Origin of the sequence: Streptomyces sp. 2114.4, from assembly GCF_900187385.1 — a bacterium.
In the GTDB taxonomy this organism is placed as follows: Bacteria; Actinomycetota; Actinomycetes; order Streptomycetales; family Streptomycetaceae; genus Streptomyces; species Streptomyces mooreae.
This window is the reverse complement of sequence record NZ_FYEY01000001.1, coordinates 6287386-6311448: the sequence shown is the minus strand read 5'-3', so window position 1 is coordinate 6311448 and position 24063 is coordinate 6287386. Positions and strand designations below refer to the sequence as shown.

Annotated in this window: 19 protein-coding genes; 7 read left to right on the top strand and 12 right to left on the bottom strand. The window is 71.3% G+C overall.

Features of this window, described 5'->3' with window-relative positions:
• Positions 1–113: 113 nt before the first annotated feature.
• Both CFW40_RS27750 and CFW40_RS27745 read left to right on the top strand, forming a co-directional pair.
• Positions 114–962, top strand: a complete 849-nt coding sequence (locus tag CFW40_RS27750; protein ID WP_088800578.1) for a helix-turn-helix transcriptional regulator — start codon at positions 114–116, stop codon at positions 960–962.
• Between the two features lie 244 nt (positions 963–1206).
• Positions 1207–1635: a hypothetical protein gene (locus CFW40_RS27745; protein ID WP_088800577.1), complete on the top strand. Its 429-nt coding sequence runs from the start codon at positions 1207–1209 to the stop codon at positions 1633–1635.
• A gap of 170 nt (positions 1636–1805) precedes the next feature.
• Here CFW40_RS27745 and CFW40_RS27740 read toward each other — a convergent pair whose 3' ends face one another.
• The 6 genes from CFW40_RS27740 to CFW40_RS27715 form a co-directional block, all read right to left on the bottom strand.
• Positions 1806–2894: a glycosyltransferase gene (locus tag CFW40_RS27740; RefSeq protein ID WP_088800576.1), complete on the bottom strand. Its 1089-nt coding sequence runs from the start codon at positions 2892–2894 to the stop codon at positions 1806–1808.
• A gap of 267 nt (positions 2895–3161) precedes the next feature.
• A complete protein-coding gene (locus CFW40_RS27735) occupies positions 3162–4031 on the bottom strand; it encodes a dienelactone hydrolase family protein (RefSeq protein WP_088800575.1) in 870 nt (289 codons plus the stop codon).
• A 294-nt stretch (positions 4032–4325) separates the two neighbouring features.
• Positions 4326–5525 carry a S8 family peptidase gene (locus CFW40_RS27730; protein ID WP_088800574.1) on the bottom strand — a complete coding sequence of 400 codons (1200 nt, stop codon included), beginning with the start codon at positions 5523–5525 and terminating at the stop codon, positions 4326–4328.
• A gap of 366 nt (positions 5526–5891) precedes the next feature.
• Positions 5892–7220 carry an ABC transporter substrate-binding protein gene (locus CFW40_RS27725; RefSeq protein WP_088800573.1) on the bottom strand — a complete coding sequence of 443 codons (1329 nt, stop codon included), beginning with the start codon at positions 7218–7220 and terminating at the stop codon, positions 5892–5894.
• Positions 7220–8089, bottom strand: a complete 870-nt coding sequence (locus tag CFW40_RS27720) for a carbohydrate ABC transporter permease (RefSeq protein ID WP_088802404.1) — start codon at positions 8087–8089, stop codon at positions 7220–7222. Before CFW40_RS27720 ends, CFW40_RS27725 begins: the two co-directional genes overlap by 1 nt.
• Before the next feature lie 98 nt (positions 8090–8187).
• Positions 8188–9129 carry a carbohydrate ABC transporter permease gene (locus CFW40_RS27715; protein ID WP_088800572.1) on the bottom strand — a complete coding sequence of 314 codons (942 nt, stop codon included), beginning with the start codon at positions 9127–9129 and terminating at the stop codon, positions 8188–8190.
• A 437-nt stretch (positions 9130–9566) separates the two neighbouring features.
• Here CFW40_RS27715 and CFW40_RS27710 point away from each other — a divergent pair, with 437 nt between their 5' ends.
• Complete coding sequence (locus CFW40_RS27710; RefSeq protein WP_088800571.1) at positions 9567–10457, top strand: aminoglycoside phosphotransferase family protein; 891 nt, start codon at positions 9567–9569, stop codon at positions 10455–10457.
• A 9-nt stretch (positions 10458–10466) separates the two neighbouring features.
• Here CFW40_RS27710 and CFW40_RS27705 read toward each other — a convergent pair whose 3' ends face one another.
• Positions 10467–11198: an exonuclease domain-containing protein gene (locus CFW40_RS27705; protein WP_088800570.1), complete on the bottom strand. Its 732-nt coding sequence runs from the start codon at positions 11196–11198 to the stop codon at positions 10467–10469.
• Positions 11199–11369: 171 nt separating this feature from the next.
• Between CFW40_RS27705 and CFW40_RS27700 the strand changes: the two genes are divergently transcribed.
• A complete protein-coding gene (locus tag CFW40_RS27700; RefSeq protein WP_088800569.1) occupies positions 11370–12161 on the top strand; it encodes an SDR family NAD(P)-dependent oxidoreductase in 792 nt (263 codons plus the stop codon).
• A gap of 19 nt (positions 12162–12180) precedes the next feature.
• Here the strand turns inward: CFW40_RS27700 and CFW40_RS27695 are convergent, their stop codons facing one another.
• The 3 genes from CFW40_RS27695 to CFW40_RS27685 form a co-directional block, all read right to left on the bottom strand.
• Positions 12181–13422 carry an SAV2148 family HEPN domain-containing protein gene (locus CFW40_RS27695; RefSeq protein ID WP_088800568.1) on the bottom strand — a complete coding sequence of 414 codons (1242 nt, stop codon included), beginning with the start codon at positions 13420–13422 and terminating at the stop codon, positions 12181–12183.
• 100 nt (positions 13423–13522) lie between these two features.
• The gene (locus CFW40_RS27690; RefSeq protein ID WP_088800567.1) at positions 13523–14872 is read right to left on the bottom strand and encodes a copper amine oxidase; all 1350 of its coding nucleotides are present in this window, start codon (positions 14870–14872) and stop codon (positions 13523–13525) included.
• A 49-nt stretch (positions 14873–14921) separates the two neighbouring features.
• Entirely contained in the window at positions 14922–15737 is an 816-nt protein-coding gene (locus CFW40_RS27685; RefSeq protein WP_088800566.1) for a Tat pathway signal sequence domain protein, read from the bottom strand.
• A gap of 242 nt (positions 15738–15979) precedes the next feature.
• Here CFW40_RS27685 and glgX point away from each other — a divergent pair, with 242 nt between their 5' ends.
• Positions 15980–18223, top strand: coding sequence for a glycogen debranching protein GlgX (glgX, locus tag CFW40_RS27680; protein ID WP_088800565.1), 2244 nt, complete (start codon positions 15980–15982; stop codon positions 18221–18223).
• Here glgX and CFW40_RS37265 read toward each other — a convergent pair.
• Positions 18183–18506: a hypothetical protein gene (locus tag CFW40_RS37265; protein WP_256331266.1), complete on the bottom strand. Its 324-nt coding sequence runs from the start codon at positions 18504–18506 to the stop codon at positions 18183–18185. The genes glgX and CFW40_RS37265 overlap by 41 nt on opposite strands.
• Before the next feature lie 113 nt (positions 18507–18619).
• On the opposite strand from CFW40_RS37265, the gene treY reads away from it, so the two are divergent.
• Complete coding sequence (gene treY / locus CFW40_RS27670; RefSeq protein WP_088800564.1) at positions 18620–21079, top strand: malto-oligosyltrehalose synthase; 2460 nt, start codon at positions 18620–18622, stop codon at positions 21077–21079.
• A gap of 217 nt (positions 21080–21296) precedes the next feature.
• On the top strand, positions 21297–23273 hold the full coding sequence (otr(A), locus tag CFW40_RS27665; RefSeq protein WP_088800563.1) for a tetracycline resistance ribosomal protection protein Otr(A): 1977 nt from the start codon (positions 21297–21299) through the stop codon (positions 23271–23273).
• Between the two features lie 81 nt (positions 23274–23354).
• On the opposite strand, the gene CFW40_RS27660 is transcribed toward otr(A), so the two are convergent.
• Entirely contained in the window at positions 23355–23900 is a 546-nt protein-coding gene (locus CFW40_RS27660; RefSeq protein WP_088800562.1) for a DUF1707 and FHA domain-containing protein, read from the bottom strand.
• Positions 23901–24063: the final 163 nt, after the last annotated feature.

The following is a 24063-nucleotide window of genomic DNA, read 5'->3' as shown; positions in this document are numbered from 1 at the left end:
CTTCCTTCTGCTTCATCGAGTCTGGGCAGGTCAGCGGCCGCCCACCAGGACATGTGCTGCCTGGGTGCAACACACCCGGGCAGCACACCGAGGCCGCCGCCTAGCCTGAGCACATGGACGACAACCACCTGGGAGACTTCCTGCGCGCACGCCGCGCCGGTCTGCAGCCGGAGGACGTCGGCATGGCGAGTTACGGGACTCGCCGGGTCGCCGGACTGCGCCGTGAGGAGGTCGCCGTCCTGGCCGGCGTGAACGCCGACTACTACACCCGCCTGGAACAAGGGCGCGAGCGCAACCCCTCACCCCAGGTACTCGACGCCCTCAGCCGCGCGCTGCACCTCGACGCGGACGCCCGAGCACACCTGCACCGGCTGGCCGGGGTCACCCCTGGCGACCAGCCGTCCGACCACGCCGCCGAGCGGGTCAGTCCGGCGCTGCGCCAGTTGATGGACGGCTATCCGAACACGCCGGCATTCGTCATGAGCCGGGCCATGGACCTTCTCGCCGCCAACGCCCTGACCGATGCCCTCTACGCCCCGTTCTGCCCCGCGGACAACCTGGCCCGTATGACCTTCCTCGACCCCGCGAGCCGGCACTTCTACACGGACTGGAACCGGGCGGCCCAGGCCACCGTCGCCAACCTGCGCCAGGCGGCCGGGTTCGAGCCGGACAATCCACGGCTGCGCGAACTCGTCGCTACCCTCACCGAGCACAGCGCGGACTTCACCCGTCTCTGGAACTCCCACACCGTGCGCGGCAAGACCCAGAACGCCAAGCACCTCCTCCACCCGGGCGTCGGCCCCCTCACTCTCACCTACCAGGCCTTCGACGTGCGCGACGCCCCGGGCCAGCAACTCGTCATCTACCACGCCGAACCAGGCAGCCCCAGCGCCCAGGCCCTCCACCTCCTCGGCTCCCTCCACGCCACCCGACGCCAGGCCGAACCCCGCCCCCACCGTTAGCCGGCAACGTCAGGCCCAGCGTTCTTCCCCCCACCGGAACCTCTCAGCTTGCTGCGCCACCCCCTTCCCGTCCCACCCTTGACGACGTCTTAGCAGGTCACACGGGTGGGATCCCAGGAGGACGTCACTTGCCCCAAGACCATGGGGGCGGGCCGGGGCGGCCGGGCACGGTGGTGTGGTGCCGGCGGGCCAGGGGGTCCCAACGGGGGGACCGTCCGCCGGCCGACGGAAGGGATCGACCGTGATGTCACGCAAGCGCCTCGCTCTCGCAGCCGCCGGACTGGTCCTGGCGGGCGGCCTCGCTGCCGCACCGGCCGCGACCGCCGCCCAGGCCGCTCCGTCGGCGCCGTCCGCCGGGAGCATGAAGGCCGCAGCCAACAAGTGCTCCGGCTGGAAGGAGATCCACATCACCGGCGGCGCCGCCAAGTACATGGAGTGCACCAAGAAGGTCAACGGCAGGTCGTACGTCTCCGGCGCCTTCTACCTCTGGGATACCAAGCGCGACGGCAAAGCCGTCCAGGCGTACGCGGAAACGGACTACAACCACTGGTACGGCGACGATGTGACCTGGCAGCACTTCTACGGCTGGGCCGACCACACCCACGGCAGCCCCAAGATCAGCACGGGCTGGCAGCGGGGCAACGACTTCGGCCTGGTGATCAACCTCAGGTAACGCCGCCCCTGCGAGGTCCCCCTGGTGCTGTCGCACTCCGGGCCACTCCCTCCGGCCGCCGTTCGAGACCTCGCCGCGAGCCGGGCCCTCCTGGCTCCCTGGAACGCCGGGGATTGCCAGGAGGGGCCGCTCGCTGAGCTCCGTGACTCCGGTCGGGGTCGTAGCGGGCCTTACCCGCCTGCGAGTGCCGTTCGCACCGGCGCCGTATCGGCCCGGCCCTTCTCGTAGACGGTCAGCCCGCGTGAGAGGTGCAGTGGTACCAGTAGCAACTCCACGATGAGGGCCTTCCAGGCGTAGACGAGGTTGACGGCTTTGGTGGCGTAGACGCAGGGGATGTTCAGCAGCACGCCGGGCAGCGGGAGTTTGCGGCGGCGGGCGGCGTAGACGAGGGGTGGTGTCGTCAGCAGGAGTTCGGCTCCGGCCCACCAGAGGAAGGCGAGTGCGGGTGGCTGGTCCGTCGTCGCGGCGATCACGAAGGGGGTTGCCCACCAGAGCGGTGCGGTGAGGATTTCCAGGAGGGCGAGCAGCACCCAGAGGGCCAGGAGAGGTTTGCGGACGATCAGCCGGCCGAGGTGGAGGCGGACGTTCTGGCAGAAGCCGGCCATCCAGCGCCAGACCTGTTTGCGGAGGTAGGTGAGGTCTTCCGGGTCGGCCGCCAGGGCGACCGCGTTCGAGACGTAGACCGCGCGTCTGCCCGCGATCTGCTGCGACCACGTGAAATCCATGTCTTCGACGATGGTCCGTTCGGGGAAGCCGCCGAAGGCCGTCAGATCGTCGAGGCGGAAGACGGAGCAGCAACCCGAGCACACCATGGGGCTGTTGGCGCGGGCCTGGATGGGGCGGTGCCAATGGAAGCCGAACAAGTACTCGGTCGAGCGGCCGCGCTCCCAGATCGTGCGGGTATGGCGGGTGCGGACCGTGCCTGCCGCTACCGAGACGCTTGGGTCGTCGAAGACCGGCAGGACCGTCTCGATGTAGTCCGGTGCGAGGACGGTGTCCGCGTCGACTGCCAGGACGAGGTCGGTGGTGCAGTGCGGAAGGGCGTAGTTCTGCGCTTTGGCCTTGCTGCCGAGATTGCGGGGCGGGCGTAGGACCGTGACGCCGTGTGAGGCTGCCACCTCGCCCGTACGGTCCGTGGAGGCGTCGTCCACGACCAGGATCCGGTCAGGCCGGAGCGTTTGGTGTGCCAGCGAATCCAGTGTCGCCGGCAGCCCCTCCTCCTCGTTGTGAGCGGGCACGATGACGGTGATGGTGTGCAACTCGATCTCCCCCTGTCTTGCGGAACGCGCCGACTACGACCGTGAACAGTCCGATCACGCCGTAGACCAAGGTGCTGATGCCGATGAACGGCAGTCCTCCGTGCATGTCACCGACGGTAGGGGGAGGAAGCACCGAATGGTTCCGGAGGGCGCCTCCTGTGGATAACTCATCGGGGACCGGCAGGGATTGCCGGGGGTGGTCGGGATGGTCGCGGAGGAGTGGAGTTGCCCCCACGGGAGCGGGGCAGCCCGCGTAGGAGCATGGGGTCATGCGTCTTCCGGGGCGACGGGAGTTTCCGCCGCCTCCCCGCCGTGCTGCGGTGCGAGCAGGCGGGTGCGGAAGAGGTCGAGTACGTCGTCCAGCGCGGCGCGGGTCGGCTGGCCGGGTTCGTCGATGAGGTGCTCGGTCAGCACGGAGTGCGGCGGCAGCACGGCATCGGGGTTCGCGGCGTCGTCGTCCAGTTCGACGGCGGTGAACGCCGCGCCGAGTTCGCGGCGCAGGAAGGCGAACCGGTCGCCCGGCACCAACCGGTCCGAACGGAACCTCAGCCCCATGACCCGGAGGTCCGCACGCTCACAACGGCCCCGCACGGCGGCCAGGTCTTCGGCGGAGATATCGATACCAGCGGCCCGGCTCCCGGTGAGCGGCAGCGGCAGGGACGGCTGGGACAGCACGGGGGCGAGAAGGCGCTCATCGGCCGCCATGGCCAGGGCGAAACCGCCGGTCAGGCACATCCCGACGGCTCCGACGCCGGGGCCGCCGCAGCGCTGGTGCTCGTGCGCGGCCAGGGCCCGTAGCCACGTGACCACGGGGGAGGACTTTCCCGTGGCCAGCACGGTGAACTCCCGGCTCACACATACCTTCCACAGCGATGAGGCCGTGTAGAGCCCGGACTTCAGCCGGCCGGCGGACGCAGGGTCGGCATCGCGGCCGGGCGTGCCGAACAGCACGGGGAGCACGGCCGTGCAGCCGAGGGCGGCCACCCGTTCCGCGAACGCCAGCACCTTGGGCGTGATGCCGGGTATTTCCGCCATCACGATCACCGCGGGCCCCGTACCGCGCCGCAGAATACGGCGGGTGGCGCCGTCATGGGTGAAGGTGCTGCGGTCGAAGCCGGTCAGGTCGTGATCTGCCATGGCGTCGGACTACCACCGTCCTGGTCGATTGTGTGGTCGGGGTCGGTCCGAACAGGTACGCCTCGCCCCCGCCCGGCGTGGCTCAACACGACTTTATCCAGGGGGGATCGAGGCCGCACCCATGTTCGGTTCACCGTCCGGATCACCGCCCGCACCTGCGCCCTCGCACACCCTCGGCGGCAGTTGCAGAACACCACGACGCCGACCGCCGCCCCGGAACACCACGACGCCGGCCGTCGCGCTCCGTGGGGGCGAGCGCGACGGCCGGCGGGTGGAGCCGAGGAGGTCAGGTGACTACTTGACGACCTTCAGCAGCTTGTTGGGCGTACCCTCGCTCGGGTTGCTGATCTTGCCGTCCGTGGCGCCGGCCGTCAGGGCCTTCTCCACGTCGGCCGGCTTGGCGTCCTTGTGGTCGGCCAGGTAGACCGCGGCAGCACCCACGACGTGCGGAGTCGCCATGGACGTACCGGAGATGGTCTTGGTGGCGCCATCGTTCCAGTCCGAGGTGATGTCGGAACCGGGGGCGTACAGGTCCACCGCGCTGCCGAAGTTGGAGAAGTCGGACTGCTGGTCGTCCTTGGTGCTGGAGGCCACGGTGATGGCGTCCTTCACGCGTGCCGGGGAGCTCTGGCCCGCGTCGGAGGACTCGTTGCCCGCCGCGACACCGAAGGTGACACCGGCGTCGATGGCCTTCTTCACGGCCGTGTCCAGCGCCTCGTCGACGCCGCCGCCGAGCGACATGTTGGCGACCGAGGGGCCCTTGTGGTTCTTGGTGACCCAGTCGATGCCCGCGACGACCTGCTCGGTGGTGCCGGAGCCCTGGCCGTCGAGGACCTTGACCGCCACGACCTTGGCCTTCTTGGCGACACCGTGCTCGGTACCGGCGATGGTGCCGGCCACGTGGGTGCCATGGCCGTTGTCGTCCTCGGCCTTGTCGCTCTTGTCGATGGCGTTGAAGCCGTACGACGCGCGGCCGCCGAAGTCCTTGTGGCTGATGTGGATTCCGGTGTCGATGACGTAGGCGGTGACACCCTCGCCCGCGGCGTCGGGGTAGGTGTACTTCTTGTCGCCCTTGGTGTCCGCCTGGTCGATACGGTCCAGGCCCCACGACGGCGGGTTGGCCTGGCTGCCGTCGATGTGGAACTTCTTGTTCTGCACGACCTTGTCGACGGACGGGTCGGCGGCGAGCTGCTTGGCCTCTTCCTCACTCAGACCGGTCGCCGAGAAGCCGTCGATGGCGGAGGAGTACTGCCGCTTGACCTGACCGCCGTACTTGGACGCCAGGTCACCGCTCTCGGCGGTGTGCACCGACTTCTTGAGCATGACGATGTAGCTGCCGTTCACGGCGCCCTTGGCCTCGGCTCCGTAGATCTTGCCTTCGGCGGCGGGCGACGCACCTGCGGTGACCGCGGTGACGGCGGCGATACCAGTGGCGGCTACCGCGGCGGATATCGCCGTGACGAGCCGCTTCTTGCTGGAACGCTTGTGAGCCATTGCGAGGATTCTCCTCGTTCGTGGTGTGGGGGGAAAGCGTTGCGCAATAGCCCGACGAGACCGGAAGATCTGCGCCGGACTGGTTCGAAACCCTGTCTGATTGATGAGTTCAATTCAAGGCTCGCCAGAGCGTGTGAGATAGCCAACAAGGCCGGTGAATTGGGAAAGGTTTCAGAAGTGGTCAAAAGGAACGGTTAGTTGAACCGGACCGACTCAACTCCGTTTACACATCCGCAATAGAGGGTGACGACAGGGTGAACGACGCCTCCGGGCGATCGCCGTTCGGTTGTTGCGTGAGGCTTGTCATGCGCGTGCTCATCGCGCTCATTGCTGCTTGTTCCAGGGCCAGTTGGAAGACGGGGCGCCTCAGCGCTGATAGCGGGCCAGGACCAGATTGCCGTCCCCAACGAGGCGCCTCTGCACGGTGTCCAGGTCGATGGCGCCGCTGTAGTACTCCTGCAGGCCAGGGGTGGCGACCTTGTCCTTCCACTCCGGGTAGCCGCGGACGGACTGGGCCGGTGCGGAGCGCAGGGAGCCCGCCAGCGCGGTGCCGGTTGCCCAGTCGTACCGGGCGACCCGGAGTGCCGGATCCCTGAGCGCTTCCCGTCCCGTCGGCAACAGCCAGTCCCCCAGCGCGAGCCGGACCATGTGCGGCGGGCGCAGGAGGAAGTCGATGAAGGCCATCGCCGCTTCCTTGTGCGGGCAGTCCTCGGCGATCGACAGGGTCTGCGGGCTCACCCCCTGGTCCGGGACAGCGCCCTGGGGAGCGGGCAGCACCGTCCAGTCGAACCTCTTGGGCGCCTGCTGGGCGATCTGCTGACGGTAGGAGAAGCCGAGCGGCACCATGGCATATCGCCCGGCGAAGAAGCCCGGGAGGGTGTCGGAACCGCCCATGCCCAGGGTCGTACGGGAGGCGCTGCGGTCCACGTTCACCTGATCGTGGATGGTGCGCGGCACCACCTGGTCGGCGGCGTCGAAGCGGACCTCCACCGTGCCGTCCGGACGACGGTGGAACATCCGGCCGCCCGTGGACAGGGCGAGGTTCAGGGTCGCCGAGACCGGTTCCTTCAGCGGCCAGGCGACGCCGTGGCCGGTGCCGCGGGTCAGTCGCCGCGCCACCTCCTTGAACTCCGCCCAGGTCCAGGGGTGTTCGGGAGTCGGGATACGTACGCCCGACCGGTGCAGCCGCGCGCGGTTCGCGATCAGCACCCGCGGTTCCTGGAGGAACGGGACGCCGTGCACCCGGCCGTCGAAGGTGGCGGTCTCCCAGCTGTGCTGCGGGATGTCGCTTCGCAGGCGCGGTGGCAGGAGGGCGGTGAGGTCGGCGAGATTCCCGCCGTAGGCGAAGTCCGCGAGGTCGTCGGCGGCGTCGTGGATGATGTCCGGCGCCTCGCCGCCCTCGAAGGAGGTCAACAACTGGTCGTGGACGGTGGGCCAGGCTCCCTGGACGTACTGCACCTGGACCTCGGGGTGCTCGCCGTTCCATGCGTCGACGAGTTGCCTGGTGGCCCTGAGGGAGTCCTGCTGCCAGGCCAGGGACTGGAAGCGCAGGGTGATCCGGCCGCCGGAGGAGCGCCGTCGCCGGTCGTCGGAACAGCCCGGCAGCAGCCCCGCGGCGGGCAGAGCGGCGGCGGCCGCGAGCAGGCCCCGCCGGCTGAGGCGCGCCGGAGGCGCGGGGGTGCTGTCGCGGCGCATCAGCTCTTCACCGCCCCGGCGAGCATCCCGCCCGTGATCCGCCGCTGGATGACGGCGAAGAGGAGCAGGCTCGGGAGGGTGGCGAGGAGTGCGGCGGCGGCGAGCGGAACGAGGTCGGCGACGCCCTCCGCCCCGAGGAAGTGGGTGAGGACGACCGGCAGCGTCTGCCTCCCGGGCGACTTGAGCAGGACCAGGGCGAAGAAGAATTCGTTCCAGGCGGTGATGAAGGCGAACAGCGCGGTGGCGACGATGCCCGGCGCGAGCAGCGGTGCGGTGACGGAGACGAGCGTACGGAGCCGGCCGGCGCCGTCCACAGCCGCGGCCTCCTCCAACTCGGGCGGTACGGCGCGGACATAGCCGGTCAGCATCCACAGGGCGAACGGCAGCGACCAGACCACATAGACCATGATCAAACCGATCCGGGAGTCCACCAGATGGAGACCCTTCAGGATCAGGAAGAGCGGGATGATCACCAGTACCAGCGGAAAGGCCTGGCTGATCACGACCCAGCCTGTGGCAGCCCGCGAGAGGCGGCTGCGGGAGCGTGCCAGGACATACGCCATCGGGGCCGCCAGCACGATCGCGATCAGCGCGGAAACCGCCGCGGCCAGCAGGCTGTTGCCCGCGGCCGTCAGTAGTGGCTGTTGGGTGAAGGCCTGCCGGAAGTTCTCCAGGGTGGGCGCCTCGGGCATCCAGGTGGGGTGGATGCTGCCGAGTTCACGCGGTGGCTTGAAGGCGGTGGAGATCAGCCAGAGGAACGGGAAGGCGAGGAAGGCGAGATAGGCGACGAGGGCGGCGTACTGGCCGGTGCGGGTGGCGGTGCGCCGGGCGGTGGGGGCGGTGTTCGGTCGGCGGGGGCGGGTGGTGATGCGGCGTGTGGGGGCGGTGTTCCGTTGGCCGGGGCGGGTGGTGGCCGTGTGTCGCCGGGCGGGGGGAGCGTTTCCCGTACCGTCGGTCTCCCAGTCGCTCACCGGTCGTCGTCCCCCTTCAGCCGGCCGGCCAGATACACCGCCAGCAGGACCGAGACCACCGCGACCATGGCCAGGCCCATCGCGGCGGCATAGCCGAACTGCCCGTAGCGGAACGCCTCTTCGTACGCGAAGAGCATCGGCAGGCGGGTCCGGCCGCCGGGCCCGCCGTCGGTCAGCACGAAGACCAGGGCGAAGGAATGAAAATTCCAGATGAAGTTGAGCGCGGTGACGGCGAGTGCGATGGGCCTCAGCGCCGGCCAGGTGACCGTGCAAAAGCGGCGCCAGGCGCCCGCGCCGTCCATGGCCGCGGCCTCGTGCAGTTCGCGGGGCACGTTCTGGAGGCCGGCCAGGAGGGTGACGGTGGTCTGGGGCATCCCGGCCCAGATGCCGACGACGATGACCGCGGGCAGGGCGGTGGCCAGACCGCTCAACCAGTCCCGGCCACCGCCCGCTCCGGACAGACCGAGGCTGCGCAGCGTCTCGTTCAGGATGCCGGCGTCCGGGTGGTAGACCAGCCGCCACATGATGCCGACGACCACCTCCGGCATCGCCCACGGGATGATCGCCAGCGCCCGGGCCAACCAGCGCAGCCGCAGCGGGAGGTGGAGCAGCAGGGCGAGGCCGAGGGCGAGGAAGAACTGCGGGACGGTGACCCCGAAGGCCCAGACCAGCCCGATCCGGAAGGAGTCCCAGAACAGGGTGTCGTGGAACAGATCGGTGAAGTTCAGCAGCCCCACGAAGCGGGTGGCCCGGGTCCGGCCGGACTGGGCGTCGGTGAACGCCAGCCCGATGCCGTAGAGCAGCGGACCCGCGCTCAGCACCAGGATCGGGATCAGGGCAGGCAGGACGAGGAACCAGGCGCCGTGAGCACGGCGGGTCCGGGCGGCGCGGTCCGCGGCCGCCTCGGGGGACCGCCGTGGTGCGGTCGCCAGGGTCACGGCAGCAACTCCCCGGGGCGCGGCCCGGCCGGTCCGCCGTCGTGTGCCCCCGCGGTGGGCGCCCCTGCCATCCCGTCCCCGTCCCCTCTTCCCCGTCTCTCCCCCGTCGGCCGTTGTGGGCCGCTTCCGGTCGGTCCCGGTGGTTCCCAGCCGCTTCCGGTCGCTTGCGACCGCTCCCGGTCTTGTCCGGCCTTGTCCTGGTCTTGCCGGGTCGTTCCCACTTGCCGGGTCGTTCCCAGCCGCTCCTCGCCGCTCCCCGCCTTTCCCGCCTTCCCGCCCGCCGTCATCGTCGTGACGGCGGCCACATCCCGTCAAGGTCCCGGCCCGCTTCCCCGGCGGGCCCCCGCCCGGGAGGTCTTCCGGGCCACGCCCGCGGACCTGCGAAACTGGTCACGTTCACGCACCGCAGGAGGTACCCGTACCCCAGGAGGCACCCGATGACCGAACCGAACCCCGCCGCCTTCACGGAAGCGCGCGCCCGGGACGTACTGGCCTCGGCCGGCCGGCCCGATGCGGCAGCCGACGCCGTGCTGCTCTCGCTCGGCGAGAACGCCGTCTTCGCCCTCGGCGACAACGGGCCGGTCGTACGGGTGGGCCGCAGCGCCGAACTCCTGGAGCGGGCCGAGCGGGAACTGGCGGTGGCGGGGTGGCTGGCGGCCGAGGGAGTGCCGGCCGTACGGGCCGCGGAGCCCGTGGCCACCTTGGTCGACGGGCATCCCGTCACCTACTGGCACCGGCTGCCGGAGGCGGTCCGGCCGGCCGGGCCGGACGATCTCGCCGCCCTGCTGAAGCTGGTCCATGCCCTGCCGGAGCCGCCGTTCGCGCTGCCGCGGCGCGAACTGCTCGGGGGCGTCGAGCGGTGGCTGCGCCTGGCCGGTGACGCCGTGTCGGCGCCCGACGCGGAGTATCTGCGCGGCCGGCGGGACGCGTTCGCCGCGGCCGCCACGGCCCTGGAACCGCAGCTGCCCCGCGGCCCCATCCATGGCGACGCACTGACCCGCAACGTTCATGTCGGGCCCGACGGGCCGGTGCTGGTCGACCTGGAAACCTTCTCCTTTGATCTGCGGGAACACGACCTGGTCGTCATGGCGCTGAGCCGGGACCGCTATGGCCTGTCGCCGGACGCGTACGACACCTTCGTGTCCGTTTACGGCTGGGACGTACGGGACTGGGAGGGCTGCGCCGTACTGCGCGGGTCCCGGGAGACGGCGAGCTGCGCCTGGGTGTCCCAGCACGCGCCCGGAAACCCGGCGGCACTCAAGGAGTTCCGGCGCCGGATCGCCTCTCTGCGTGACAAGGACGCGACGGTGCGGTGGTATCCCTTCTGAGCCTCCCGCTCAGGCCTCGGCCCCGGCCCCGGCCTGGTACGGAATCAGGGGCCAGGCCCGCTCGACTATCGCCTGTGGGTCGCCGGAGCGCCGCAAATACGCCTGGAACGAGGCGGCCTGTTCGGCGGCGGCCTTCTCCTGGAGGTCATGCAGCGCACGGGGCGAGGGGAGGGCGACGGCCGGGAACGTCTCCCCGATACGCCGGGCGACCCCGGCCGCTGCCGCCGCGTCGGCGCCCGCTTCGTGGGCACCGTCCAGCCGGACGCCGTAGTGGCCGCAGAGCGCCTGCAGTGCGCGCTTCCCCTTGCGGTAGCGGTCCACATGCTTGTCCAGGACGAGGGGATCGATGACCGGCGCGGGGACGCGTCCGAGACGTTCGGTCAGCGTCCGCAGGCCATGCCGCCGGCACTCGCGGTCCAGGAGGGAGAGGTCATACCGGGCATTCATCACCACCAGCGGGATGTCCGCGCGCAGGGCATCGGCCAGCGCCTCGGTGATTTCCTCTATGGCGGTCGCCGGCGGACGGCCGTGTTCTTGGACATATGCGGTGGAAATGCCGTGAATGGCCGCCGCTTCCTCGGGGATCGGGACCCCCGGGTCGAGCAGCCAACTCTGCTGCCCGACCGCGCTGCCGTCCCCCTCCAACCGGATCAGCGCGGCGGTGACGATGCGGTCCCGCTCGACATCGGTGCCCGTGGTCTCCAGGTCGAAGCTGACCAACAGCTCCTGATGCCAGCTCATGCCGAATCCTCGCTACGCTCGCTCATGCGGCCTCCTTCGGTGGTACTTCCCCCGTTGCCCGCCCACTCTCCCACGCACCACTGACAATCGACCGGCTGCCTGTCGCGACAGGGCGGCAGCAGACGGCCGCGGCCCCTGGGGGGTGTCGGAAGACACCCCTAGGCTGACCTCATGGACCTACGGCTGGCAGGACAGAGTGCACTGGTGACGGGCAGCAGCTCGGGGATCGGGGCGACGATCGCCGGGATGCTGGCGGACGAGGGCTGCGACGTGCTCGTCCACGGGCGTAGCGCGGGATCCGCGGCGGCCGTCGCCGAACAGGTCGCGGCCCGTGGCGTACGGGCCGAAGTGGTGCTCGGGGACCTGACGGAGCCGGGTATCGCCGAGCAGGTCGCCCTCACCGCACGCGACTTCGGGGTCCGCATCCTCGTCAACAACGCCGGTCCGTTCGCCGAGCACGACTGGGAGAGTTCCCGGCCGGCCGACTGGCGGGCCGCCTTCGAGGGGAATGTGCTGCCGACGGTGCGGGTCAGTCAGACGCTGCTGCCCTCGCTGCGGGCGCACGGCTGGGGCCGGGTGATCACCATCGGCAGCCGGGCGGTGCGGACACCGCTGCCCAACATGGTGGCGTACTCCGCCGCCAAGGCCGCCGTGGTGAACATGACCACCAGCCTGGCCCGGCATCTCGCCGGGACGGGCGTCACCGCGAACTGTGTGAGTCCGGGAGTGATCGTGACTCCCTCCCTGTCCCGGATGTTCGAGGAGCGGGCGGCCGGGGACGAGGCCCCGGAGGGCGGCCCGGACGACGCGGGGACCGTCGCGGAGTATGCGTCCAACCCGAGCGGACGGCTGGGGCGCCCGGAGGACGTCGCCGCCGCGGTCGCCTACCTTGCGAGCCCGCTCGCCGATTACATCAACGGGATCGAACTGCGGGTCGACGGCGGGATCACGGGGACCCCGTAAGACGCCTCCCGCGCACGGGTCAGGAAACCGGCCGTGAATCCGCCCACATGCTCTCGAATTCCTCCCGGTAGGTCTCGAAGAGGCCGTGGTCGCCGTCGCGGGCGTCCTGGCGGACGATCTCCCGGCCGCCGCCGCGGAGGACGAGGACGGGGGACTCCATGCCACGGCTCTTGCGGAGGTAGGGCTGGACGACGGCCACGCCGTCGGGGCCGTCCCCGTCGACGAGGTAGGCGGTGAAGCGCGGGGTCTCGTCGAAGACCTGGATCTCGAAGGCGCCGGGGTCGCGCAGCCGGGCGCGCACCCGTCGCATGTGGAGGATGTTCATCTCGATGGAACGGCTCATCTCCCCCTTCTTCAGGCCGATCTCGCGCTCCCGGCGGCGGACCGCGCTGCTGGCCGGGTTGAGGAAGAGCAGACGGACGCGGCAGCCGGATTCGGCGAGCCGGACCAGCCGGCGGCCCGAGTAGTTCTGGACCAGGAGGTTCAGTCCTATGCCGACGGCGTCGAGCCGGCGGGCGTTGCCGAACAGGTCCTCGGCGGGGAGCTGGCGCTGCAGCCGCACCCGGTCGGAGTGCACCCCGATGACGTCGGCGTAGCGGTCGCCGACCAGGTCCTCCACCGCGTCGATGGGCAGCCGTCCGGAGATCCGGGTGCCGACGCCGGAGCCGAGGAGGTCCAGGAGACGGGCGGAGGCGCGCTCGGCCTGGGCGAGGACCGTCTCGGACAGGGCGCGGTTGCGGGAGACGATGTTGCGGGCGACCTCGAGTTCGTCGAGGGCCAGCTCGACCTCGCGGCGGTCGTCGAAGTACGGCTCGAAGCAGGGCCAGTGCTGGACCATCAGTTCGCGGAGTTGCGGCAGCGTCAGAAAGCTGACGATGTTGTCGTCCGCGGGGTCGAGGAGGTAGCCCTTGCGGCGGCTGACCTCGCGGACGGCGACCGCGCGCTGGACCCACTCCTGTCCGGCGGGGCCGGCCGCCGCGATGACCCATTCGTCGCCGTGCACCGGCTCGTAGATGGGCCGCAGCACGGCGGCGACGACGGCCCGCAGCCGTTGCTCGACGAGATTCAGCCAGATGTAGGCGCGGCCGGCCCGCCGGGCCCGGGTGCGCACCTCGCTCCAGGCGTCGGCGCCCCAGTCCAGCTCCGCCCCGATTTCCAGCGGGCGTGCCAGGGACACCGCGCCGGGCGGTGCGTCGACGGAGCCGCCCTCATGGCCCTCATGACTCTCGTCACCAGGGGGCAACTCCAGCCCGCCGCTCACCTGCCACCGCCTTCCGAACCCCCGTGCCAACGATCAAGGCAGACTACTGCGGTGCGGGAGGCGGTGCAGCAGGATGGCGGGAGTCGGTTGCCAACTCCCCTTAACCGTAGTGCCCGTTGTGGCCGGACAGCGTGGGGGGAGTGAGCGGATTCATAGCGGTGACGTCACGGGGAACCAGCTGGAAGCCCTGCCAGTGAACAGGCATGGGCTCCTGGTCCTCGTCCCTGGCGATGTGGTGGAACCCGATGTTGACCCACGCGATGGGGTGTTTCAGCGGCTGGCCGTTGACCCAGGTGTCGACGCTCTTGCCGGCCCGCGGGCCGCAGTTGGCCAGGTTGTTGCTGGCGAACTGCTCACATTTGTTGTACTCGGTGAAGTAGATGTCGTGCTTGGTGTAGCTGCGTCCGGTGTACTTGCTGGAGGGGCCCGGCACGATTTGGTACGAGCGCGGGTGGCCGTCCCGGTTCCTTCCGGTGTCGCTCACCACCCGCCACCAGCGCAGCGGGCCGAAGTCCCCGGCCAGTTCCTTGGTGACGGGGGTACGGGTGGTGCGGATGGTGGGGGTGCTGCCGCCGGGGCGGACCGTGGTGGCGGAGTCGAACTGCTCGACCTTGTTGGCGGCGCTGCCGTCCAGGCCGAAGTTCAGCCGCCAGAAGACGTTGTGGCTGTGGCTGGTGGCGTAGTCCTTGGCACCCTTGCCGATCGGCGTGCCCCGGCCGTCGCCGGCGTCGAAGTCGCTGGGTGAGAGGGTGCCGGTGGCGCCGATCTGCAGGGTCATGGTGCCGTCGCCGGAGAACCGCCACTCGCTGATGTACTCATACCAGCCCGTCTTGTTGACGGTGTAGAGCAGCAGGTCCTTGCCCTGGAGCTGGTAGGTCTTGGCCTGTTCACCGGGGTAGGGGCCCATCCGGTAGGCGTGGCCGCGGGCGCGGGTGGTGGCGCACAGGCCGCTGACGTAGGGGTGCGCGGCGTCGTACGCACCGGGTACCCGGACGGTCTTGATGGTGCCGCCGGGGCATTCGGCGGGGTCGAGCTTCATCAGGCCCTGGGCGAAGCCCTGACCGGTGAGGTCGTCGTATTCGTTGCCGCCGTCGTCGTAGGGGACGTGGATCTGGGCGAGTTTGGCGGTGGTGAGCACCTTGATCGGGGCGCGTTCGCCCTTGGGCTGGTAGGAGACGTCGTCCAGGACGAGGCCGGCGTTGCCTTCGTAGTGCCAGCACATCCGCCAGACGGTGCCGCCCTCCAGGGTCTGGGTGATGCGGTAGGCGGCGCTGCAGCGGGGAGCGGGGGCGGCCGGGCTCACGCGAAGGGGCGCGACGGGGGCTTCGGGGGCGGCCTGGGCGGAGGGGCCGGTCAGCAGGGCCGTCGCCGTGAGCAGCAGGGGGAGGGCGGTGAGGGCCGCGGCACGGCGGCGTGAGCGGCGGGTAACGGCGGGGCGTCTTTCGGGCATCCAAGGGCTCCCGGGGAAGGAGTGGCGGGGTCGGCGGTGCGCGGGGCGGTCAGCCAAGACGGGCGACGGTGCGGGAACTGAGGTCGATCACCAGGCGGCGGGTGTCGATCCACGGGCCGTCCTTCACCTTGGTGAAGAGGCGGATGCAGCGGTGTTCCCCGCAGTCGGCCAGGGCGCCCGGCGCCTCGCCTTCCGCGCGGCCGCGGTAGACGAAGCCGGTCACGGCGAGCGGGTCGGGGCCGGTGAGGTCCCGTCCGGTGGCCTCGCGGTAGTCCTGGCGCAGCCCGGCTCCCAGCGGGGCGGCGATCAGCAGCCGGGACGCCTCGACGGCCTCGGCGTGGCTGGGCGGCGGCTGGACGCCGTGCTGGGTGTCCGTCGACTCCACCTTCGAGGTGGTGAGATTGACGGTCGTGGTGCGGTAGCTGTCGCTCCGGTAGTCGTAGAAGGAGACCAGTGCCCGGCGCGGCGGGTCGGCGAGCCCGGCCTCCGCGGGGGCGGGTTCGGCCAGGTCGGTGGTGAGGGGTTCGGGCCCGGACCGTCCGGTGACGTCGGCGGCGGCGCCGCGCCGGGTGCGCGGCAGGGCCAGATCCCGGGCGCGCCGCAGTTCGTCGTCGGTGAGCGGGTCCCGTCCCCGGCCGCGTTCCCCCTGCGGGCGGGGGGCCTCGACGACGCCGGGCGGCGGGGGCCCCGGATCGGGTCCCGGCACGGACGGGCCCACCGCACCGGGCCGGCTCGGGCCGCCCGCTCCGTCGGCGGCGTCCGCGCCGGCGGGCAGGGTGATCGCGGCCATGAGGGCGGTGCCGGTCAGTGCGAGGGCGGTCCCCGCGAGGACCTTGCCGAGGTGGCGGTGCATCAGGTGGCGCACGGTTCCCCCCTGCTGTCACATTCCATGACATGCATGTCGGATCCCCCGTCCGTCCTCCAACAGGACGACCAGTAGGACGATCCGACATCGCGACAGGTTGCTCCACCATTGAGCGGAGATCCCGCGAAAAGCCCTCTGTGTGCGAGAAGTTGCGAAAAGTTGGGGAAGGATTTCGATTCGTTTCGCGAAGGTGCGTCGTGGAGTCGCCGCTGCGCCCGAGAAGAAAGTGGAAGAGTCTACCCATGCAGGTCTGGCCGGGACAGATGTATCCGCTGGGTGCCACCTATGACGGGGCGGGCACCAACTTCGCGGTGTTCTCCGAAGCCGCGAAGCGCATCGAACTGTGTCTGCTGCACGACGACGGTTCGGAGACCGCCGTCGAGCTGCGGGAGAGCGACGCCAATGTGCGGCACGCGTACCTTCCGGGGGTGATGCCGGGAGCGCGCTACGGCTTCCGGGCGCACGGTCCGTACGAACCGGAACGGGGGCAGCGCTGCAACTCGGCAAAGCTGCTGCTCGATCCGTACGCACGGGCCATGAGCGGCCGGATCGACTGGGACGAGGCCGTCTACGGCTACCACTTCGGGCGTCCTGAGGTCCGCAACGACCTGGACTCGGCGCCGCACACCATGGCATCGGTGGTGGTCAACCCGTACTTCGACTGGGGTGACGACCGCCCGCCCCGTACCGCGTATCACGAGACGGTGCTCTACGAGGCCCATGTGAAGGGCCTGACGATGCGCCATCCGGAGCTCCCCGACGAGCTGCGCGGCACCTACGCCGCGCTGGCGCATCCGGCGATCATCGACCACCTCACCAAGCTCGGGGTGACCGCGCTGGAGCTGATGCCGGTGCACCAGTTCGTCCAGGACCACCGGCTGGTGGACGCGGGGCTGACGAATTACTGGGGCTACAACACCATCGGGTTCTTCGCCCCGCACAACGCCTATGCGTCGTGGGGCGACCGCGGGCAGCAGGTGCTGGAGTTCAAGACGGCGGTGCGGGCACTGCACCAGGCCGGTATCGAGGTGATCCTCGATGTCGTCTACAACCACACCGCCGAGGGCAGCCATCTGGGTCCGACGCTGTCGTTCCGGGGGCTGGACAACGCCTCGTACTACCGGCTGTCGGACGACAAGCAGTACTACATGGACACCACGGGCACCGGGAACTCGCTGCTGATGCGCAGCCCTCATGTGCTCCAGCTGGTGATGGACTCACTGCGCTACTGGGTGCAGGAGATGCGGGTGGACGGCTTCCGCTTCGATCTGGCGGCGACGCTGGCCCGGCAGTTCCACGAGGTGGACCGGCTGTCGTCGTTCTTCGACCTGGTCCACCAGGACCCGGTCGTCAGCCAGGTGAAGCTGATCGCCGAGCCGTGGGACGTCGGCGAGGGCGGCTATCAGGTGGGGAACTTCCCGCCGCTGTGGACCGAGTGGAACGGGAAGTACCGCGACACCGTACGGGACCTGTGGCGGGGCGAACCGCGCACCCTCGCGGAGTTCGGATCGCGGCTGACGGGTTCGTCGGACCTCTACCAGGAGGACGGGCGGCGGCCACTGGCCTCGGTGAACTTCGTGACCTGCCATGACGGCTTCACGCTGCACGATCTGGTCGCGTACAACGAGAAGCACAACGAGGCCAACGGCGAGGACAACCGGGACGGTGAGCGCTTCAACCGGTCCTGGAACTGCGGTGCCGAGGGGCCGACCGACGATCCCGGGGTGCGCCGGCTGCGGGCGCGTCAGATGCGCAACTTCGTCGCCACGCTGATGCTGTCGCAGGGCGTGCCGATGCTCAGCCACGGCGACGAGTTCGGCCGCAGCCAGGACGGCAACAACAACGCGTACTGCCAGGACAACGCGCTGTCGTGGGTGCGCTGGCCGGAGCGGGCGCCGGGCGGGAGCGCCGGCGCACCGGACGGGCCCGGGGCCACGGACGAGGCGTACGGGGCGTCGGAGGAGGGCCAGGCATCGGAGGCGGATGAGGCGCCGGCGGGGGCCGTGGTGTCGGAGGGGGACGCGGAGCAGTGGGCGCTGCTGGAGTTCGTCCGGCAGATGGTGTGGCTGCGGCGCGACCACCCGGTGTTCCGGCGCCGGCGGTTCTTCCAGGGGCATCCCATGGAGGGCACCCACGACGAGCTGTCCGACATCGCGTGGTTCACGGCGGGCGGCGAGGAGATGGGGCCGCGTGACTGGCAGTCGGTGCACGCCAAGTCGCTGGCCGTGTTCCTCAACGGCAGCTCGATCTCCGAACCGGGTCCGCGGGGCGAACCGGTCACCGACGACTCGTTCCTGCTGCTGTTCAACGCCCATGACCAGGAGAAGGAGTTCATCGTCCCCGAGCACCTGGGCCGGCAGTGGCAGATCGTGGTGGACACCGACCGGCCGCAGGCGGTGGCGGACGGCGGCGGCGCCAAGGTCAAGGCCGGCGACCGGCTGACGCTCATCGGCCGGAGCCTGCTGGTGCTGCAGCGACCTGCGTAGCGGCGGGGCGCCGGGCCGGGGTTCCGAGAGCGAGGGCGAGGATCGCCGCGGCGGCTCCGACGGCGAAGGCGGCGAAGGCGGCGAAGGGGCCGTGGGCCTCGGCGAGCCGGCCGGCGGCGGCCAGGGACAAGGCCTGGCCGCCGGCCACCGCGCTGGTGAGGAAGGCCATCGATTCGGCCGGCCTGCCGGCCGGCACCAGCCGTTCGGTGAGACCGAAGACCGTGAGCAGGTGCGGGGCGATGGCCACCCCGAGCACCACGACGACCGGATAGAGCACCCCCACGCACCGGACGTACGAAGATCTGCGGCCTTTCCGCCCGCCCGTTGGAGGAAGGGACGACACCCGTGCCGGGCGGGGAGGAGACAACGGGCCGTCAGCGGGGTACGGGTGTCCTCATGACGCAGCCTCCGAGTCCGTCGCCGACCGCCACCTACCGGCTGCAGCTCCAGCCGGACTTCCCGTTCGCCGCCGCCGAGCGGGCGGTCCCGCATCTGGCCGCGCTGGGCGTCTCCCATCTGCATCTCTCGCCGGTCCTGGAGGCGGTGCCGGGGTCCACGCACGGCTATGACGTGGTCGACCATGCGGTGGTACGGGCCGAGCTGGGCGGCGAGCGCGGGCTGCGGGCGCTGGCGGCGACGGCCCGGTCGCACGGCCTCGGGCTGGTCGTGGACCTGGTGCCGAACCATATGGCCGTGCCAGAGCCGGTGTCGCTCAATGGGCCGCTGTGGCAGGTACTGCGCGACGGTCCGGCGTCCCCGTACGCGCGCTGGTTCGACATCGACTGGGACGCCGGACACGGAGGCCGGCTGCTGCTGCCGGTGCTCGGGGGGCGGCTCGGCGAGGAGGCGCGGCACTTCCGCGTCGAGGGCGACGTGCTGCGCTACCGGGAGCATGCCTTTCCGCTGCGCCCCGGTACGGAGGGGCTGGAGTTGACCCGCCTCCTGGAGGCGCAGTGGTACCGCCTCGCCTGGTGGCGGCTGGCCCGCAGTGAGCTCAACTACCGCCGCTTCTTCACCATTGCGGAGCTGATCGCGGTCCGTGCCGAGGACCCCGAGGTCTTCGAGGCGACCCACGGCACCGTGCTGCGGCTGGTCCGCGAGGGCGTCATCGACGGGCTGCGAATCGACCATCCGGACGGCCTGGTGGACCCCGGCGGCTATCTGGCCCGCCTGCACGAGGGCACCGGCGGCCGCTGGACGGTGGTCGAGAAGATCCTCACCGGCGACGAACTGCTGCCGGAGAGCTGGGCCTGCGCGGGCACCACGGGCTATGACGCCCTGCGCCACATCGACGGTCTGTTCGTCTGCCCGCAGGGCGCCGGACGGCTCTTCTCCCACTACCGGGACTTCGTCACCCCCCTGGCCGACGAGGGCGGCGACTGGGAGGAGACGGTGCGCCGGGCCGCGTACGAGGTCATCACGCACGATCTGGCCGCGGAGGTCGAGCGGCTGGTGCGGACCGCGGTCCGGATCAGCGCACGCGTCCCCGAGCCGGGCGACCATGCGCCGTGGGCGCTGCGCCATGCCATCCGGGAGCTGATGGTGCGGCTGCCGGTCTACCGCCCGTACCCCGCGGATCCGGGGCAGGCCGAGCGGGACGCGGCGATGCTGGGCACGGCCGCGGCGGGGGCGCGCACCGCCTTCCGGGTGCCCGAGGAGGCGCGAGCGGTGGATCTGATCCACGATCTGGCGCTCGGCCTGCTGCCGGACCATCCGGACCACGACCGCAGGGACTGCGCCGACTTCGCCGCGCGGTTCGCCCAGACCGCGTCCGCGCTGCACGCCAAGTCCGTGGAGGACACCGCCTTCTACCGTTATCCGGTGCTGCTGTCGGCCTGTGAGGTCGGCGGCGCTCCCGGGGAACCGGCGCTGCCCCCGGAGGCGTTCCATGCGTACTGCGCACGGGTGCAACGGGACCGGCCGGCGGCAGGCACGGTGCTCTCCACCCATGACACCAAGCGCAGCGCCGATGTCCGGGCGCGGATCGCGGTGCTGTCGGAGTGCCCGGACCGGTGGCGGGACGTGCTGGGCGCGATGGCCGAGGGGGCGGTGTGCGACGTCGGCGCCGGCGGGCCGGCCGGCGCCGGTCCGGCGGATCCGATGGTGTCGTGGCTGGCCTGGCAGACCGCGTTCGGCCTGGGTGCGCCCGGCGACAAAGCCGCGGCGGAGCGGGTGGCGCCCGCGGTCCTCAAGGCGGTACGGGAGGCCGGGCTGCGCACCTCGTGGACGGAGCCGGACACGGGCTACGAGGAGGCGGTCGAGGAGTTCGTACGCAACGGGCCGTGCGGTCCCACGGCCGCTCCGCTCGCCGCGCTGGACGAGGAAGTCGCCCCCTTCGTCCGGGCCAATGTGCTGGGCGCGGCGCTGCTGCACCTCACCATGCCGGGCGTCCCCGACCTCTATCAGGGCACCGAACGCGCCTATGCCGCACTGGTCGACCCGGACAACAGGCGGCCGGCTCGCTTCGGTCCCCAGCTGCTGGCCGAGCTGGACGCCGGGGGCGCGCCACGCGATCTGTCCGCCGAAAAGCTCCGGCTGACCGCCACGGCACTGCGGCTGCGGCGCGCTCGTCCCCAGTGGTTCGGCGCCACCGCGTCGTACGAGCCGGTGTATGCGGAGGGCCCGGCGGCCGAGCACTGTGTGGCGTTCTGCCGCAGCGGCCGGGTGCTGACGGTGGTGACCCGTCTGTCGCTGTGCCTGGTGGAGACCGGCGGCTGGTGGGACACCCTGCTGCGGCTGCCGCCGGGCGGCCCCTGGCGCGAGCAGCTGACCGGCCGCGAGCTGCCGGGGGGCGCTGCGGTGGGGCTGAGCGAGCTGCTGGCGGTGTCGCCGGTGGCGTTGTTCGTGGCGGAGTGAGAGGGCGTCGGAGCGTCAGTTCCCGGCGTCGCCAAAGTCCCCCGACGCGCGGAGGGGCGCCCCCGGCCGCCGCTTAATTCGGTTGCGGCCCCGCGCACGGCTGGCACCATGACCCCGTACGCCCGACTTCCCCCACACCAGGAGCACGGAATGCGCGGATTCCTCGGAACGACTCATCGCCCCCACCGGACGACAGTTCTTGAGGAAACCCCTTTCCATGCTTGTTTCGCACACCCTGAACATCGGGATTCTCGCCCACGTCGACGCGGGTAAGACCAGCCTCACCGAGCGGCTGCTGTTCGACACCGGCGCCATCGACCGGCTCGGCAGCGTCGACGGGGGTGACACCCGTACGGACACCGGCGAGCTGGAGCGCCGGCGCGGTATCACCATCCGCTCGGCGGTCGCCTCGTTCACCGTCGGCGAGGTGCAGATCAACCTCATCGACACACCCGGCCATGCCGACTTCATCGCCGAGGTCGAGCGCGCCGTGGGGGTGCTCGACGGAGCCGTACTGCTGCTGTCCGCGGTGGAGGGCGTCCAGGCCGGGACCCGGGTGCTGATGAGGACGCTGCGGCGGCTTCGGCTGCCCACCCTGCTGTTCCTCAACAAGATCGACCGGGCCGGCGCCCGGGACGAGGCGCTGCTCGCGGACATCCGCCGGCTGCTGACACCGGCCGCCGTCCCGATGACGTCCGTGACCGGCCTCGGCACCGCGGGCGCCGAGGTGGTGCCGTACTCGCTGGAGGACGCCCGGGTCCGCGAGCGGATCGCCGAAGTGGTCGCCGAGGTGGACGAGTCGATCCTGGCCCAGCTGGTGGATCCTGTCCCCGAAGGGCGGGAGCGCGGCCAGGACGGTGCGCAGCCGAACGGGCCGGGGCCGACCGCGGACCGGCTGCGCGCGGCGCTCGCCGCCCGGACAGCCGACGGATCGCTGCACCCGGTGTACTTCGGTTCCGCGCTCGGCGGTCAGGGCGTCGGCGCGCTCATCGAGGGCATGGTCCGGCTGATTCCGCCGGCCCCCGCCGTCCCGGGCGCCACTGCGCGCGGCACGGTCTTCGCCGTCCAGCAGCCGCCGAACGGCGAACGGACCGCCCATATCCGGCTCTACGGAGGCGAGTTGCGGCCCCGTCAGCAGGTCGAGCTGCACCGGCCCGGGGCGGACGGCCCCGGCGGGCCCCTGACCGGTCGGATCACCGCGCTCCAGGTCGTCGGCCGGGCGCCCGGTGACGGCGGGCCGCTGACGCCGGGCAATATCGGGGTCGTCCGGGGGCTGCCCGGCGTCCGGACCGGTGACCGTCTCGGACCGGCCACCGAGGACCCCGCCGGGGGCGCCCTGTTCGCCGCCCCCACGCTCGAAACCCTGGTCAGCGCCCGCCGTCCGGCACAGGCCGCGGCGCTGCGTGCCGCGCTGCTGGCGCTCGCCGACCAGGACCCGCTGCTGCGCGCCCGCCCCGCTCCGGACGGCGCGACCTCGGTGCTGCTGCACGGCGAGGTGCAGAAGGAGATCATCGCCGCCACCTTGTGCCAGGAGCACGGCATCGAGGCGGAGTTCGCGCCCAGCCGGGTGGTGTGCGTCGAGCGGCCGTCCGGGGTCGGCGAGGCCTGCCACGAGATCGCCAGGCGCGGTCACACCGGTCCCTGGGCCACGGTCGGCCTCCGGGTCGAGCCGGGTGCCCGTGGATCCGGCCCGGTGTTCACCTACGAGACCGAACTGGGCGCCCTGCCGCACGGCTTCCACCAGGCCGTCGAGGAGACCGCACTGGCCACCCTGCGGTGCGGACCGCACGGGTGGGCGGTGACGGACTGCCGGGTGGTGCTGACGCGTTCCGGCTTCGTCGGCCCGCTCAGCACCGCGGGGGATTTCCGTACGGTCACGGCCTCCGTGCTGGCGCGGGCGCTGCGGACGGCCGGCACCCGGGTCCACGAGCCGTACCACGCCTTCGAGGCCGAGGTCCCGCTCGCCGCGCTCGCCGCGGTGACCGCCCGTCTCGCGGCTCTGGGCGCCGAGTTCGCCGAGACCACCGGCGGGCGGCATTCCTGGCTGGTCAGCGGTGCGCTCCCGGCCCGCCTGGTCCAGGAGTTCCAGGGGCAGTTGCCCGGCCTGACGCACGGTGAAGGGGTGTGGACGTCCTACCCGTCGGGCGACCGGCCGGTGCGGGGGGATGCGGCGCAGCGTGGCGCGTCCGGATGAGGCGGCGGCTGCCGCGCCCCTGGCGGGGTGCGGCAGCGTGGCTGTCGGGGACCGGCGCGGTGGTCCGGCCGCGCCGCCCGTTCACCGCTGCGTCAGGACGTAATCCACCTGGCCGAAGGTGATGTGGTCACCGGGGCCGACCGGCACCTCGCCCACCACCCGGCGGCCGTTGACGCAGGTCCCGTTGGTGGAGCCGAGGTCGCGCAGCAGCCAGCCGTTGCCCGCGCTGCGGAGTTCGGCGTGGGCACGGGAGACCGTGTCGTGGTTGAGGCGCAGGCCGACGCCCGGCGCCCGCCCTATGAGCAGCGGCAGCGGGCCCGGTTCGGGCAGCAGCAGCTTCGGCAGCCGCTCTCTGCGCCAGGCGCGGCGTACCCGGATGTGGAAAGCGGAGGCGCGGCCCACCATCCGCAGGAGGGTGCCCTGGACCTTGCCCCGGTCGGCCAAGTCGGCAGTGACCAGTTCGATTTCGGACTGCTGCTGGGCGGTGAGGACGAGTTCCAGTCGTCGCAGGAAGGTGTCCTGGGACAGCCGTCCCTGTGCCGCGCCGTCGCGCAGCAGATCAAGAGCGCGTTCCCGGTCCGCATCCGACGGGCGCGCGGGGCGCGCGGGGAACTCGAGCGAAGTCATAGCGTGATTCTCCGGCCACCACGACCCGCTGTCCAGGCGGTGTTGGGCGCGGGGGCGTTGCCGGTGGGCGGGGCGGAGGTGCTGGTGGGCGGGGTGCGAGGTGCAGGTGGGCGGGGTGCGAGGTGCAGGTGGGCGCGGGAGCCCGTGTCGCCGCGAGGGGCTG